Raw genomic sequence first — 14,830 nt, 5'->3', positions numbered from 1 at the left:
TTGAAGAGAATAGTTAAATTCATTTTTACGGCTATCATTCTTATGCAGCTGACCGGGATAAAGGCCTATGCGGATGCTCCGGCTATCACAATTGACGGCTATTTTGATGACTGGATGTCCATGCCGAAAGCAACAGTAACATATAACAGCCAGTATCCCAATTACATCTCCCTTGTAAAAGATGACACTAGTATTTATCTGTTCTATGAAAGCAATAAACAATCATCCGGGTCTTATATACCTTTAGATTCCATCAGCCTGACAATTGGCAGCATAAATACACAGATTTTTTTAAGATATCCTACAAGTTCGGGAACTACCGATTGGAGCAGGGGCGTATATGATCTGGGAAGAGGTACCTATCTTGGGCTAAGCCCTTTTACCTACTGGCCCAATAACAGCCTTGGGGAGGCTGCACTGGTAAAAAATGATGGAAATTATGTGGAAATGCGTATGAGCATAGCAGCTCTGGAGAACAATCTATCCATGCCTTCCGGCACAATTAATAACGGCGCCAGGGTAAGCGTTAATATTCCCGGACTGGGAGGTACTACAGTTTCCGCTGTTGATACACCGACAGGATTCCAGTATGGGTTTGTGATACCGTTGATATTCGGAATTTTTATAGCAAGAAGAGTAATGCACCGTGGACTGACATACGAAAGGCAGATGGCTAAAAGTGAAGCACTATAAAAAGGGTGGCGGAGGCAGTCATGCATGTTTTTGTTTTTATTTGTTTCATTCTGTGGATTTATATGTTAACAGTGTTTCATAGAGGCAAACTTTACTTTTTCCGGTTCCTTTGGGGGAGCATTGGCTTATTTTTGTTTCTTATGATTATAGTACAGCCGGTGGCAACTCCGGTATTGCAATCGCTGGTTTCCTCGATGGCAGGTATTATTGGAAAGATTACGGGAATGTACAGTTCCTACTATGAATATGGGATCTTGTTTATTCAACATGGTAATTCGGCTATTTCATTATATATTGACTATGAATGTTCCGGGATTATTGAGATGATGGTTTTTGTCGCAATGGTTGCCTTTTTTCAGGTGTATGAACCGGGACAGAGGGTAGTGGTGGGTATTCTTGGATGCCTGGGAATATTCTTCGCCAATATTGTGCGTATATTTACCATATGTGCAATTATTTATTTCTTTGGAAACAATTCCTATTATTTTGCTCATACCATAGCTGGAAGAATTGTTTTTTATGTGATGTCCGTGGGATTATATTATTTTACTTTTACAAAAGCACAAGTTGTAAAGCAGAAGGTTGGTGGATTTTCATATGCAGAACATCTTACAGATACTGGCAGCTAAAATTAATTCATGGCTGCCGTGGGTTATAATACCGCTTATGGTTGAAGTATTACCGGCAATTTTCGGATTCTTTATTCTTGTAACAAAAAAGATAAGAAAGAAGAAGGATTCAGAGCTTAAGTATTATCCGCAGATAACAATTATCATACCTGTATATAATTCTGCAGGAAGTCTTAAGAGCTGCCTTGATTCCGTATATTATTCAAGTTATCCCTGTGATAAGGTTGAAATATTTTTAGCAAATAACGGAAGCAGGGATGAGAGCTTTACCATTTTTCAGGATTATCAGAACAGCCATGCCGATATCAATATTAAATGGCTTAATGCAAAGCAGGGGAAGTCCAAAGCACTTAATATGGCTTTGTTTAACAGTGAGGGAAAATATATTATTCACATAGACAGCGACGGCACTTTACAGAAAGATGCCATCCGCAATCTAGTCACCCGGTTTGAAAATGAGGAAGATATCCACTGTATGACTGGTACAATTCTTACCAATCCGGAGATGATTAAGGACAGTAAGGGCTTTTGGCACAGGTTAATGCAGAAAGTGGAATTTTATGAATATGCCCAGGCTTTTTTGGCAGGCAGGAATTTTGAATCGGAATTTAACAGCATTTTTACACTTTCAGGTGCATTTTCAGCCTTCCGCAAATCCACTATTTTAAAGACACAGTTATATAACACAGAAACGGTTTGTGAGGATACACATGTAACCTTCCAGGTAAGGCGCCTGTTAAAGAAAAGGATTGATTTATGTGAAAAGGCAGTCTTTTTTGTGGATCCGATTGACAGTATGAAGACCTTGTATGTACAAAGGCAGAGATGGCAAAGAGGTGAAATTGAGGTTGCCCATATGTTTCCAGCATCGAAGGGCAGAAAAGACTCGCTTTTGTTTCGATTACTGCTGTTTGATCACACCTTTGCCTTTCCGCGTATGATTTGGTATTTTGCTTTGATTTGCCTGACTTTTTTAGATTATCCTTTTCGGTTTATTATAATATCTCTTTGTTTTCTCTATTTTTTATATATTTTATCTGGATTTTTATATTATTTGAATATTATTTCTTATCTGACATGGAATAAAGAATTAAGAAATTTTTATAGCCGCAAGGCTTATGTCATATTTCTTATGCCGGCTTTTAACTTTATTGTTTACTGGTTCCGGCTGGCCGGAATTATCAACAGTATTAAAGGAGCCAGCAACTGGAGAACTAAGACATTGGCAGAAGAGAATAAGATTATAAAGGATATCATCCGGGATGATATCGCGATAATAAAGAAAAAAATAGAAATGCAAAAAAAATACATATATAGAAAAGAGGAAAGATAAAGTTGAGGCGCAAAGGTATAATATTGGGTATTGCCGCAGTATTTTGTCTGATATGGATTGTGTTGATTTTCTATGATATCAGAAGTTATTCTTCAAATATGCATGAATGGTATCGGAATCATCAGGCAGATATGGCAGAGCAGTACTTAAAAGAGGCAGAACGGATTAATACTGTAACGGGAGCTCCTCTAAAAACCATTCTTGCAAAGATTATTGAAGAGGATTATCCGACCTCTGCCGGAAACTACTGTTTTCTGGCTGTGGACGGGCAGGTTATCTTTGAGAAGGACAGAGTATATAAAAGCACTCCCCTTGAAAAATACCTGAATGTAAGCAGTAACGAGCTTCTTCCTGGTAATTTACAGGATGCCTTCACCGGAAAATACAGGATAAGTGACGGAAAGACCTATATTGTAAGCATGGTTAAGTATGAAGATGCAGATGGCATCTGTATTATGGGTATTGCAACCAGTGAAAATTACTTTTCCCAGTTACTGGATACAAAGACATTGCAGTTTCATATGGTTTTTTATACCGGGGTATTGGCTTTGCTTTTAATGGCAGCCTCCTACCATGTAAGCACTAAATTAAAGCAGAATGAAGAACAGATAGCAAAGCAGGAGATGGAGTTAGCAAGCAGCAGACAGGTTATCGACCGGTTAAATGATGATATTTTAGTTTCGGATTTGGGAGAAAAGTATTTGCAGTCAGGCTTTCTGTCGAAAGACATGGTAGTAAAGCTGATGGATCATCTTACAGATGAACAGCTTAAGGCCTGCGTAAAAATCAAGATTGATATAGTTTCCAAGGATTATGGTTTGGTTGCCAATGTTGCAGCTATCCTTGCCAAACTGCAGTATAAAAAGACCATAAGCTGTATATGGAGCGAAAGAGAATTCAGGGTGCTGCTGCTTAATGTGGATATGCAGGAGACATGCCAATTCCTGCAGCAGTTTTATCAAATGTACCAGTTGTATTTTGGGAAAATACCTGCTGATGTTCAGATCCAAAAGGAAGACGTCAGCCTGGATTGGAAGGTGGTATATGGGATATAGCCAGTATAAGTTCAAGTTCTATCTCAATGCCATACATGCAATTTATATACAGGGGGTAATGGGAGAAAAGCATCCTCATACATGGGAAATTGAAATCAGCACCCTAAAGCAGCAAGAGGAGTTTGTACAGTTTAAAGAAGTTGAAGAACCGGTAGAAAAATTTCTGGATAAATACCAGAACAAATTTTTAAATGCTTGTGAGCCCTTTAAGGATATCAACCCGACACTGGAGAATATCACAAATTATCTTTTGAAGGAAATTCAGGCAATCCTGATGCCAATTGGATGGTATATTTTTTGTATTGAGGTTGGGGAGACACCTTCCAGGTCTTATATCATAAGCCTGGTGGAAAATAGAGCAAAATCCGAATTGCAAAAGGCTGATATGGTAAATGATATTATTGCAAATTCATTTCTTACTTAAAAAATAATAGGATATTTCAGTATACGGATATCAGAAAGAGGAACCATGGGATACCTGGAGGAAGTAGCGGTTATCATACCTTCCCTAAACCCGGATGAGAAAATGTTATGCTTTATACAGCAATTAAAGGAAACCGGGTTTAAACATATACTTGTAGTAAATGATGGAAGCAGTACGATATATGAAGAATACTACAGGAGGGCAAAAGAAACTTACGGATGCAATATTTTTAAGCACGGGGTAAATTTGGGAAAGGGAAGAGCACTTAAGGATGCCTTTAATTACATATTAACAGGCAAAGAGAATATCAGGGGAGTTGTTACGGTGGATTCTGACGGCCAGCATAGCGCGGTAGATACACTAAGCTGCGCAAAGGCTTTATGGGAGAATCCTGATGCATTGATTATGGGGTGCAGAAGCTTTGAGGATAAGACAATACCTTTTCGGAGCAGAGCGGGCAATAAGATTACCTGTAAGGTATTAAACCTGTTATGCGGAATTAAAGTTTCTGATACACAGACAGGGCTTAGGGGCATGTCAACGGAATTACTGGAAAAATTCATGACCGTTTCCGGTGAACGTTTTGAATATGAGATGAATATGCTTTTAGCGGTACGGGAATATGGCATATCGGTTATAGAAGTGCCCATAGAAACAATCTATCTGGAAGACAATAAATCCTCTCACTTTAATCCCTTATTGGATTCCCTGCGGATATATTCGTTGTTTGTTAAGTTTTTGGCGGTATCCCTGGCCTCCTTTTTCGTTGATATTCTTCTGTTTATACTATTTAGCAATCTGACCAGGCTGGTATTTCCTGTTGGATTTATTATGGTAAGTACCGTAGCCGCAAGGATAATATCATCCTTCGTGAACTTTTCTTTTAACCGCAGTAAAGTATTTGGGAATACAAATAATGGAGGCAGAGTATTTGTGCGCTATTTCGCCCTCTGCATTGTTCAGATGCTTCTTTCGGCTTTTTTGGTGACTTGGCTGTATTCTGCCATGGGAGCTTTTGAAACTTTAATTAAGGTATTTGTGGATTCTATTTTATTCTTTATCAGCTATCAGGTTCAGATGAAGTGGGTTTTTCGAAACACAAATGTAAACAATATACAAGAGCTTAAGGGACTGAAGGACCAAGCGGACAACGGAAATTATTAAAAAATGTATTGACAAAACATATAATAGACAATATAATTACTGTAGTGCTGTTCAAAAAATACCCAAACAGTTGTATAGGCACAATACACAACTGGAGGGAGGTTAGGTGTGAGACTATGTCAAATGTTATTGTAAAAGATAATGAGACTTTAGATAGTGCTCTACGTAGATTTAAGAGAAACTGTGCGAAGGCCGGCATTCAACAGGAAATCCGTAAAAGAGAGCATTATGAAAAGCCAAGTGTAAGACGTAAGAAAAAGTCTGAAGCTGCCCGTAAGCGTAAATTCAAATAAGTAGCGAAGCTGCTTAAATTAACCCTTGAACACAAAGTTCAGGGGTTTTTATTTTTTTAGTTTTTTCATTTCTAAAAAGCAAAAATTGCTGCATCATCTGAATACGGTACATCCATTTTCCATATGGATGTACCGTATATTTTTTTGAAATTCTTTAGAAATCATTTATATTACATAAACCTGTTCTTTAGTTATTTGCTTTATAATCATGGTTAAAAGTGTGTGTATTAAAATTGGATTGGAGCAGATACGGTGAAAAGAAAAATATCATTTTTAGATTTCATAACTGTTTTGGGTTTTGTGCTGGTAATTGCTTTTTTATTCTATGGCTATAAAGCAAAAATATTCGTATCTTCCGATGCATTACATAGTTTTTTAAGCCGATTCGGAATATTTGCGGATATCATATTTATATTGGTACAGGCTGTACAGGTTGTGATTCCTATTGTTCCGGGGTCAATTGGATGCCTTGCCGGAGTGCTTATCTTTGGACCGGTGAAGGGTTTTCTCTATAATTACATTGGGATATGCATGGGTTCAATTATTGCCTTCCTTTTAGCAAGGCGCTACGGAACCATATTCGTAGAAAAGATTTCAAAGCCCGGACTTTGGAAGAAATACAGTTCATGGCTAAGCAGCGATAAATTTGATAAATGGTTTGCGTTAGCAATCTTCTTTCCTGTAGCCCCTGATGATTTTCTATGTTATCTGGCCGGAATAACAAAAATCTCCCTGAAAAAATTTTCTATCATAATACTGGCAGGCAAACCAGTTTCAATAGCAGCTTATTCGATGGGGTTAAATCTGGTGTTTACTGCGCTGATCCATTCTGTGGGTTATTAGCATAGACAGTTATAAAGCGTTAAACCATCCTCTTGCAGAGGATTTATGCATGATGGAGGTAAAAGAAAATTCAGATACGAAAGGGTGCAGTATATGGAATGCGGGAAAAGTGTGAAAATATGGTTATATAGAGGCGGTTTAAAACTAATACGAAAGAGCGGCATAGGAAAGGCATGGGAACATCAGAAATCAGCACTGGAAAAAACAGGAGTTGCTTATACGCAAAAATTCAGCTTTGATTACGATATTGTCCAGCTAAATACGATTTTTCCGGATTCGGTGCTGGCGGCCCTGTTAGCAAAAGTCATGAGAAAAAAAGTGGTATACTATGCCCACTCCACCATGGAGGACTTTAAAAAGTCCTTTAGGGGTTCTGATTTTTTGGCTCCTTTCTTTAAGAAATGGATACGTTTTTGCTATTGCCTGGGAGATGTAATAATTACACCGACAAAGTATTCGAAAGAGTTATTAGAGGATTATGGTATCAACAAGGAAATTTTATATTTATCCAATGGCATTGATTTGGACTTTTTTAACCGTGATGAGGAATCAGGAAAAAGTTTCCGGGAAAAATACCGCTTTGACAGGAAGGATAAAGTAGTTATTTCTGTTGGTCATTATATTGAAAGAAAAGGCATTGAGGATTTTGTCGAACTGGCCGGGAGAATTCCCGAATACCAGTTTATATGGTTTGGAGATACCAACCTAAAGCTAGTGCCGGATAATATAAAAAAAGCAGTAGAGACGAAACTTCCCAATCTGCATTTTCCGGGATATATTTCAAGTGAAGAACTAAAACAGGCCTATTGCGGCAGTGATTTGTTTCTATTCCTTACAAAAGAGGAAACAGAAGGGATTGTACTGTTAGAAGCATTGGCCCTTAAAATACCCGCGTTAATACGTGATATTCCTGTTTATGAAGGCTGGCTTTTTGACCGTGAACAGATTTATAAAGGCAGAAGTCTTGAGGAATTCGAAAAATTAATACGTGATATTCTAAAAGGAGAGGTTCCTCTGCTTACAGAAGAGGGATATGAGAAGGCAGGCGAAAGAAGTATAGAAAAGATTGGAGAAGCCTTAAAGGGTATATATTCTAACGTATTTGAACCGGAAAAGAGCGGCGCATCCCGCTATTCGTATAAAAATATATAAAACGCTTTCCCAAACTTTCATGCAGGTGCCCAGATTATAAGCATAACTGAGAGAATCCACCCATATATTCTATCATAATCCAGAATAATATGGAGTATTTCGGATGCAGCATAAATTCAAATCCTTGCATGAAAAAAATAAGCAAACTTCGAATAAAGAATTATATAGCAGTATAAATAAAAATAAGAAGAAAGAAGAGGCAGACAGAAGGCCTTTTTTAGAGAACGTTTCAGAGCAATTAAAACTGCCGCCGGATATTTTAGCAGGAGCACCGATTATAACAGCCATGGGAAGAAATGAGGTATGCATTGAGAATTATAAAGGAATTTTAGAATATAACGATACCTTTGTAAAAGTGCTTTCGAAAATAGGAATTATACGGGTGGAGGGCAAGAATTTAAACATACCTTATTTTACAAATGATGAAATGCGTATAACCGGATTGGTATCCGCCATAACTTATATAACACAGAACAAAACGGAGGGCGTCAGATGATTATAAAGCTGGTTCGCTGGCTGCAGGGATTTCTCCTGGTCCGGTTAAAGGGAGTGTCTACGGAGCGTTTCATCAATTTGTGCAGCAATCGTTATATCTATTTGTGGGATTTAAAGTCAAATGGCGAAGATTATGAATTTCGGATTAAATTAAAGGATTATTATAAGTTAAAACCTCTTGCCAAAAAGACAGGAACTCTGCCGTTAGTAAAGAAAAGATACGGTCTTCCCTTTACAATACAGCATTACAAAAAAAGAAGCGGATATGTATTTGGATTTTTACTTTTTCTGGTCATTTTGTACATATTATCTCTGTTTATTTGGGATATTAACGTTTCCGGCGGCTATACTTATACACAAGAAGCGATGGTGAAATTTTTAAGAAATAATGATATTCAGCCGGGACTAAAGAAAAAAGACATTAACTGTCAGGGAATAGAAGATCTGATACGTCACAGCTATAATGATATTGGATGGGTTTCTGCTGAAATAAAAGGTACAAGACTGATTATTAAAATAACAGAGACTAACATGCCCTCTCCGGCGGTAACTAAAACCAATAACTGCCATATTATAGCTTCTAAGGATTGTATTATTACAAAGATTGTGACAAGAACAGGAACTCCGATGGCAGGAATCGGAGATGTGGTAAAGAAAGGAGACGTTCTGGTATCCGGGGTAGTTGATATCATAGGAGATAACGGATTATTGGTGAGAAAACAGCCGATGATTGCTGATGCGGATATTATTGGTAAGACTTTTTATGATTATTCTGATAAATTTTCCTTATACTATACGGATAAGGTCTATACCGGCAAAGAAAAAAAATCTTATACTTTTTCCATATTATTGAAAAAAATAAATTTATACAGACCTAGAATTCCTTATAATAAATATGATATAATTGGGGATGAATTTACATTACATCTTAATGATGAATTTTACCTTCCGGTTTCTATGACTGCAAACCGATATTTAGAATACAGGGAAGAAAAGAAAAAGTATTCGGAGGCAGAGGCAAAAGCCCTGGCGGGAAAGCGGTTAGAACGTTTTATAAAGAAGCTGAAGGAACGAGATGTTACAATATTGGAGAATAATGTCCAGGTAGCTGTAAAGGGGAATGTCTGTACAGCAAACGGTAAGCTTGTGGTATTGGAGTCCGTGAAAGATTATAAGGCTATTGATGACAGTGAGTGGAGGATTATTGATACAGATGAGTCTGATGGAAACGATAATTGATGTGCCTCTTGAGCATGAAAAGAATGTGTTTGGCCAATTTGACGCCTATGTTAAAATGATAGAAAAAACCTTAGCCGTTACTATAATTGTCAGGGATGGTGAGATAAAGTTAATTGGTGAAAATGATAACGTAGTAAAAGCAAAAAGTGTTTTTATGAATCTTTTGGAACTGTCAAAGAGGGGAAATGCTATAACAGAGCAGAATGTAAGCTATGCCCTGTCGCTAAGCCAGGACAACAAAGACGCGGCAATTGTGGAGATTGACCAGGATTTAATCTGCCATACAATTTCCGGTAAACAGATAAAGCCTAAAACCTTAGGGCAAAAGGCTTATGTGGATTTCATACGCAAGAAAATGATTACCTTTGGAGTAGGGCCTGCAGGAACCGGCAAGACCTACCTTGCTATGGCCATGGCAGTAACTGCTTTTAAAAATGACGAGGTAGGAAAGATTATTCTTACAAGGCCTGCCATAGAAGCGGGAGAAAAGTTAGGCTTTCTTCCAGGTGATCTGCAAAGTAAGGTAGACCCTTATCTTAGGCCTCTCTATGATGCATTGTATCAGATTATGGGAGCAGAGGGGTATTTAAAAAATACGGAAAAGGGATTGATAGAGGTGGCACCCTTAGCTTATATGAGAGGGCGGACCTTGGAGAATGCGTTTATTATTTTGGATGAGGCACAAAATACCACGCCTGCCCAGATGAAGATGTTCTTAACACGTATTGGTTTTGGCTCCAAAGTAGTCGTAACCGGTGACTTGTCACAAAAGGATTTGCCAAGCGGAACCCAGTCGGGACTTGATGTTGCTATCAAGGTGCTTAATAAAATTGAAGATATCGGATTTGCCTATTTAACAGGGCAGGATGTGGTTAGGCATCCGCTGGTGCAAAAGATTGTTATGGCATATGAGACTTATGAAAGCAAACTAAGCAAAACGGAATTGAAAAAGGAAAAGTATGGGAGAAAAGGTCCGAAAGGAATTGTCATAAAAAATCCCGACAAAGCTTACCACAGGAAGAGACAAGGCTAGGATGAGCAGATGGAATATATGACAGGGGCATTTTTGATGCACTTTTCAAGATTGGACATTTTAAAAGCAGGGACCTTGGGGATCCTTCTAGTTGTACTGCTGATATTGTATACGGACGGCAGGAAGAAGGATTCCCCTGCTATTCTTGTAACAGTATTATTGTCACTTCCTGGGATACTATTGACAGGAACTGATTTTATGCCGGCTATTTTTATTGGAGTGGCATTTGCTGCAGTAGTCTTAAAAAAAGAAAGCAGTATATTCTTTACCTTGCTATTTTATATTCTTGCAAATTCATTGGAGCGGTTAACCTGGGAAAAGGGGCTTTTTTTCCTCATAAATGGGATATTAATCAGTCTGCTGCCGGTGAACAAAAAAGAAAAAAAACTGTTTTGGTATTCGTTTCTTTTGATAATCTCTGCAGATATTATCATACTTTTAGTAAACAGTAATTTTTCGGTGGAAAGATTTTTGGGATTTCATTCGGCGATAGCTATTGGTTCGGTTATTGTGTCGATTCTGATTGGTAATATTGCAGGTGATTTATTTCAGAAAAGAATGTCAGCTTCTGAAACGAAAGAGGATACAGAGGACCATGAGCTTACCATAGAGAGTATACTTAGGGAGGATTTTGAACTCTATAAGGAGTTAAAGGCTTCCGAAAAGCTTTTTCTGCATGCGGGCAGGATTGCTGCCATATCGGAAGGAGCTGCCATAGCTGCCGGGCTTGATAGAAATACCGCAAGGGCCGGAGGGCTTTATCATGAAATCGGAAGGCTTAAGGGGAAAGATTATGTTGCAGAAGGAATTGCCCTTGCAAAGGAGTATCATTTGCCAGAGGCTATCATAAATATTATTGCATCCCATAACCTGAAGGCGGACAAGCCGGCTTCACCGGAGGGCGCGGTTGTTATGTTCACTGTAAGCCTGGTTGCAGCAAAGGAATATTTTTTAGCAAATAGGAGAGAAGAGGACAAGAAAGCCATGGACCTCTTAAAACTCATGTTGAAATTTATTGATAATCTTTTTGCCATGCGGCTTGAAAAGGACAGCCTTTCAGATTCTAATCTGACAGTTGCCCAGTATATAAAACTAAAGAATTTTTATTTGGATTACTATGGCAAAGAGGAGGACTATCTTGACACTGAATTTTGAATATGAAACAGATATCAAATTAGACCTGGATTATGAATCCCTCATACATAAGGTGGTGGAAAAAGCTCTGGATACGGAGAACTGCCCTTATGAAGTGGAGTTAAACGTTATATTAACGGATAATAAGGAAATTCAGGCAATTAATAAGGAATACAGGCAGATAGATGCACCTACGGATGTACTGTCTTTTCCCATGGTGGATTATGGGATTCCGGCTGATTTTTCACACCTGGAAGAAGAGGCGGATGACTGTTTTAATCCGGAAACAGGGGAACTTTTGCTGGGAGACATTATTGTTTCGGTGGAAAAGGTTATAGGACAAGCCATTGAATACGGTCATTCAAAAGAGAGGGAATTAGGATTTTTAGTTGCCCATAGTATGCTGCATCTGTTTGGATATGACCATATGGAGGAAGAAGAGAGGACTGTTATGGAAGAAAAACAGCGGGAAATTCTTGATGGCCTTCAGATTACAAGGAATAAATAAAAAAGAGGTTGGCGTGAAAATGAAAAAGCGTTTATTAATTTTGGTTGTATTGACTGCTCTTTTAATGATTGGATGCAGTAAAGGTGATAAGAAAAACGGCGCAGAGGTAACTCCGTCAGAAGAACCTACATCGGGCGTTATAGAAACAACGCCCACAGCAGCTCCCACGAAGGCAGAGGAAAGCCACGAAGGGCAGGTAAAGAGCTTACTTACCGGGCAATGGGTAAAGGAAGAAGTTGGAATGAAAAGACCTTTTGCTATTATGTTAAACAACATAGAATATGCCTCACCCCAGAGCGGAACGACAGAAGCCTCTATTCTTTATGAAGCATTGGCAGAGGGCGGCATCACAAGGCTGATGGGAATTTTTGAAGAACTAAATGACAAAAGAATCGGTTCAACCCGTAGTGCCAGACATTATTTTGTAAGTGTTGCGGATGAATATAATGCTATCTTTGTTCATTACGGGCAGACTACCTATGCCACAAAGAAAATAAAAGAGCTGGGAATTGATACATTAAGTGGGTTAAGCAGCATCGGTGAGACGGTTTTTTATCGGGATAACTCCATTAAAGCACCCCATAACGCCTTTACCTCGAAAGAGGGAATAGAAAAGGGAATGAAAATAAAGGGTTATGAGACCGATTATTCCAAGGATTATGAAGGACACTTTAAATTTTATGATGAGGATACGACTCCTGACAGCAATGATGCAGTATCAAAGCTGTCTTTAAGCTTTTCCAGTATATCCAATCCTTATTTTACTTATGATGAGAGCACAAAAACTTATCTTAGATACCAGTTTGGAAAATCCCATATTGATAAGAATACAGGAAAACAGCTGGCATATAAGAATATTATCATCCAGCTTGTGAAGGAATGGAATAAAGATAATCATGGCTACCAGACAATGGATATTGAAAATGCCGAAGGTAAAGGGTATTATATAACAGATGGTAAAAGAATAAAGATAACCTGGAAAAAGAATGAAAATACGAAAAAAATGAGGTATTATGATTCTACAGGGGAAGAGCTTACCATCAACCCGGGAAAAACATATATTGCGCTGTTTCCGGAAAATAGAGAAGAGCATATTCAAATAAATTGAAAGGTTTTTGGCTGAAATGGAATCATACAACGGAATATACCAGGGGGTAAAGCCCAAGGTCGAGAATAAGAGCAATAATTTTTTGGTTCAGGGGAGTATACTGGCTATTGCATCAATAATAGTCAGAATAATCGGAGTAGTTTACAGAATACCGCTAACCTATCTGATTGGTGATGAAGGGATGGGGTATTACGGCTATGCGTTTAATATTTACAATATAGCCCTGATATTGTCCTCTTACAGCCTACCCTTGGCTGTATCGAAGCTGGTAGCTTCCAGGGATGCTAAAAAGCAGTATAAGAATTCCTACCTTGTGTTTCTTTGTGCTCTTGGGTTTGCAATTATTACAGGAACCGCCTTTGCATTGATTTTATATTTCGGTGCTGATTTCTTTGCTGTAATAATCTCAAAGCAGCCGGCAGTAGCGATTCCTTTAAGGGTACTTGCACCGACAATTCTGGTATTTGCAATAATGGGAGTATTAAGAGGTTTTTTCCAGGGAAAGAAAACCATGCTGCCAACTTCTATTTCCCAGATAATTGAACAGGTTGTAAATGCGGTGGTAAGTATTGTTGCTGCTTATTTTCTGGTGAAAAACCACAGCGCTTCCGATAAAATGGCAGCTTATGGTGCTGCGGGGGGAACCCTTGGTACCCTGATAGGAGCAATTGCTTCCCTGATATTTTTAGCTTTTATATTTGCACTGTACAAGCCCGTTGTAGATAAGCAGATGAGGAAGGATAGAAATTCCCTTCCGGAAACAGTGCCGGTAATCCTTAAGGTATTTGGTTTTACTGTTTTACCCGTAATTCTAAGCCAGACCGTTTATAATATCAGTTCCTTAATTGACGGTTCTGTTTTTTCCTATGTACTAAGCGGAAAGGGACTTGGGGATACCGGACGCTCTGCTCTTTGGGGGATTTACACCAATAAATATAATATTCTGGTGAACGTACCGATTTCTATTGCATCTGCTATGGCGGTGGCTATTGTGCCAAGCATTGTTACTTCCAGAGAAGAGGGAGCTCATCTTATTGTAAAGGAAAAGATACATGATTCGATTAAATTCAATATGATTATAGCCATTCCCAGCGCCTTTGGCATAGGAGTATTGGCTTCACCGATACTAAAGTTAATCTTTGGAGATGCCAGTCTTTTGCCTGCCAGAATGTTGGCACTGGGTTCGGTTGCAATTGTATTTTATGCTTTATCTACTTTGACTAATGCCGTATTACAGGGAATTAACAAGATGCATCTGCCGGTAATACATTCTGTGATAGCATTGGTAATACATATTGTGGTACTGTATATTTTATTGAAATTTTTAAATCTTGGTGCCTATGCACTTGTGGTCAGCAATGTGATTTTTGCTCTTATAGTGTGTATATTAAATTGGATTTCCGTGGCAAGACTTTTAAACTATAAGCAGGAGATCAAAAAGACATTTTTAATACCTGCAGGATGTTCTGTCTTTATGGCAGGGGTTGCTTACCTTGTCTATTGGCTGCTGTATACGACAATTAAAAGCAATGCATTAAGTACGCTGTTTGCTATTTGCGTTGCAATGATTGTTTATGCGGTATTACTTCTTGTTTTTAAGGATGTTACGGAAACGGAATTGGTTAAAATGCCTATGGGGCGCACGCTTGCCCGTATCGCAGTTAAGCTTCATCTTTTATAGCTCTTTCCCTTTGCGGATGTATAAACCTTATTTTTAGGTGAATACT

General features: G+C 38.4%; 16 protein-coding genes. All 16 read left to right on the top strand.

All coding sequences use genetic code 11. The features are described from left to right. On the top strand, nucleotides 1–693 hold the full coding sequence (locus BUF11_RS13215) for a Firmicu-CTERM sorting domain-containing protein (protein WP_073589327.1): 693 nt from the start codon (nucleotides 1–3) through the stop codon (nucleotides 691–693). Nucleotides 694–713: 20 nt separating this feature from the next. Beyond that, nucleotides 714–1,322: an exosortase family protein XrtG gene (xrtG, locus tag BUF11_RS13210; protein WP_073589326.1), complete on the top strand. Its 609-nt coding sequence runs from the start codon at nucleotides 714–716 to the stop codon at nucleotides 1,320–1,322. After that, the gene (locus tag BUF11_RS13205) at nucleotides 1,291–2,655 is read left to right on the top strand and encodes a TIGR03111 family XrtG-associated glycosyltransferase (protein WP_073589325.1); all 1,365 of its coding nucleotides are present in this window, start codon (nucleotides 1,291–1,293) and stop codon (nucleotides 2,653–2,655) included. Before xrtG ends, BUF11_RS13205 begins: the two co-directional genes overlap by 32 nt. 2 nt (nucleotides 2,656–2,657) lie before the next feature. Next, nucleotides 2,658–3,710, top strand: a complete 1,053-nt coding sequence (locus tag BUF11_RS24375) for a hypothetical protein (protein WP_073589324.1) — start codon at nucleotides 2,658–2,660, stop codon at nucleotides 3,708–3,710. After that, nucleotides 3,700–4,134, top strand: a complete 435-nt coding sequence (locus tag BUF11_RS13195; protein WP_073589323.1) for a 6-carboxytetrahydropterin synthase — start codon at nucleotides 3,700–3,702, stop codon at nucleotides 4,132–4,134. Before BUF11_RS24375 ends, BUF11_RS13195 begins: the two co-directional genes overlap by 11 nt. 45 nt (nucleotides 4,135–4,179) lie before the next feature. Continuing rightward, nucleotides 4,180–5,298, top strand: coding sequence for a bifunctional glycosyltransferase family 2/GtrA family protein (locus BUF11_RS13190; RefSeq protein WP_073589322.1), 1,119 nt, complete (start codon nucleotides 4,180–4,182; stop codon nucleotides 5,296–5,298). Between the two features lie 116 nt (nucleotides 5,299–5,414). Next, nucleotides 5,415–5,591: a 30S ribosomal protein S21 gene (gene rpsU, locus BUF11_RS13185; RefSeq protein ID WP_033166800.1), complete on the top strand. Its 177-nt coding sequence runs from the start codon at nucleotides 5,415–5,417 to the stop codon at nucleotides 5,589–5,591. A gap of 252 nt (nucleotides 5,592–5,843) precedes the next feature. Next, entirely contained in the window at nucleotides 5,844–6,434 is a 591-nt protein-coding gene (locus BUF11_RS13180; RefSeq protein ID WP_084558643.1) for a TVP38/TMEM64 family protein, read from the top strand. Between the two features lie 111 nt (nucleotides 6,435–6,545). After that, nucleotides 6,546–7,586, top strand: coding sequence for a glycosyltransferase (locus BUF11_RS13175; protein ID WP_073589419.1), 1,041 nt, complete (start codon nucleotides 6,546–6,548; stop codon nucleotides 7,584–7,586). Between the two features lie 103 nt (nucleotides 7,587–7,689). After that, nucleotides 7,690–8,082 carry a YabP/YqfC family sporulation protein gene (locus tag BUF11_RS13170; RefSeq protein ID WP_084558642.1) on the top strand — a complete coding sequence of 131 codons (393 nt, stop codon included), beginning with the start codon at nucleotides 7,690–7,692 and terminating at the stop codon, nucleotides 8,080–8,082. Beyond that, complete coding sequence (gene yqfD, locus BUF11_RS13165; RefSeq protein WP_073589320.1) at nucleotides 8,079–9,320, top strand: sporulation protein YqfD; 1,242 nt, start codon at nucleotides 8,079–8,081, stop codon at nucleotides 9,318–9,320. Before BUF11_RS13170 ends, yqfD begins: the two co-directional genes overlap by 4 nt. Then, nucleotides 9,295–10,353, top strand: coding sequence for a PhoH family protein (locus BUF11_RS13160; protein WP_084558641.1), 1,059 nt, complete (start codon nucleotides 9,295–9,297; stop codon nucleotides 10,351–10,353). Before yqfD ends, BUF11_RS13160 begins: the two co-directional genes overlap by 26 nt. 9 nt (nucleotides 10,354–10,362) lie before the next feature. Next, nucleotides 10,363–11,508: an HDIG domain-containing metalloprotein gene (locus BUF11_RS13155; protein WP_073589319.1), complete on the top strand. Its 1,146-nt coding sequence runs from the start codon at nucleotides 10,363–10,365 to the stop codon at nucleotides 11,506–11,508. Beyond that, nucleotides 11,492–11,995, top strand: coding sequence for an rRNA maturation RNase YbeY (ybeY, locus tag BUF11_RS13150; RefSeq protein ID WP_073589318.1), 504 nt, complete (start codon nucleotides 11,492–11,494; stop codon nucleotides 11,993–11,995). The genes BUF11_RS13155 and ybeY overlap by 17 nt, the downstream gene beginning before the upstream one ends. A gap of 19 nt (nucleotides 11,996–12,014) precedes the next feature. Beyond that, nucleotides 12,015–13,103 carry a DUF3048 domain-containing protein gene (locus tag BUF11_RS13145; RefSeq protein WP_073589417.1) on the top strand — a complete coding sequence of 363 codons (1,089 nt, stop codon included), beginning with the start codon at nucleotides 12,015–12,017 and terminating at the stop codon, nucleotides 13,101–13,103. 16 nt (nucleotides 13,104–13,119) lie between these two features. Then, entirely contained in the window at nucleotides 13,120–14,784 is a 1,665-nt protein-coding gene (locus BUF11_RS13140) for a putative polysaccharide biosynthesis protein (RefSeq protein ID WP_073589317.1), read from the top strand. Nucleotides 14,785–14,830: the final 46 nt, after the last annotated feature.

Origin of the sequence: Anaerocolumna xylanovorans DSM 12503 (assembly GCF_900143645.1) — a bacterium.
In the GTDB taxonomy this organism is placed as follows: domain Bacteria; phylum Bacillota; class Clostridia; order Lachnospirales; family Lachnospiraceae; genus Anaerocolumna; species Anaerocolumna xylanovorans.
Note: the sequence above shows the minus strand (reverse complement) of the source record. Positions and strands in the feature narration are given on the sequence as shown.

What these genes read in the sequence shown, in the direction of transcription:
- BUF11_RS13155 (WP_073589319.1), top strand. Translation starts at nt 10,363, where the DNA reads ATGGAATATATGACAGGGGCATTTTTGATGCACTTTTCAAGATTGGAC.
- BUF11_RS13195 (WP_073589323.1), top strand. Translation starts at nt 3,700, where the DNA reads ATGGGATATAGCCAGTATAAGTTCAAGTTCTATCTCAATGCCATACAT.
- BUF11_RS13160 (WP_084558641.1), top strand. Translation starts at nt 9,295, where the DNA reads ATGAGTCTGATGGAAACGATAATTGATGTGCCTCTTGAGCATGAAAAG.
- BUF11_RS13190 (WP_073589322.1), top strand. Translation starts at nt 4,180, where the DNA reads ATGGGATACCTGGAGGAAGTAGCGGTTATCATACCTTCCCTAAACCCG.
- rpsU (WP_033166800.1), top strand. Translation starts at nt 5,415, where the DNA reads ATGTCAAATGTTATTGTAAAAGATAATGAGACTTTAGATAGTGCTCTA.
- yqfD (WP_073589320.1), top strand. Translation starts at nt 8,079, where the DNA reads ATGATTATAAAGCTGGTTCGCTGGCTGCAGGGATTTCTCCTGGTCCGG.
- BUF11_RS13145 (WP_073589417.1), top strand. Translation starts at nt 12,015, where the DNA reads ATGAAAAAGCGTTTATTAATTTTGGTTGTATTGACTGCTCTTTTAATG.
- xrtG (WP_073589326.1), top strand. Translation starts at nt 714, where the DNA reads ATGCATGTTTTTGTTTTTATTTGTTTCATTCTGTGGATTTATATGTTA.
- BUF11_RS13170 (WP_084558642.1), top strand. Translation starts at nt 7,690, where the DNA reads ATGCAGCATAAATTCAAATCCTTGCATGAAAAAAATAAGCAAACTTCG.
- BUF11_RS13140 (WP_073589317.1), top strand. Translation starts at nt 13,120, where the DNA reads ATGGAATCATACAACGGAATATACCAGGGGGTAAAGCCCAAGGTCGAG.
- BUF11_RS13205 (WP_073589325.1), top strand. Translation starts at nt 1,291, where the DNA reads ATGCAGAACATCTTACAGATACTGGCAGCTAAAATTAATTCATGGCTG.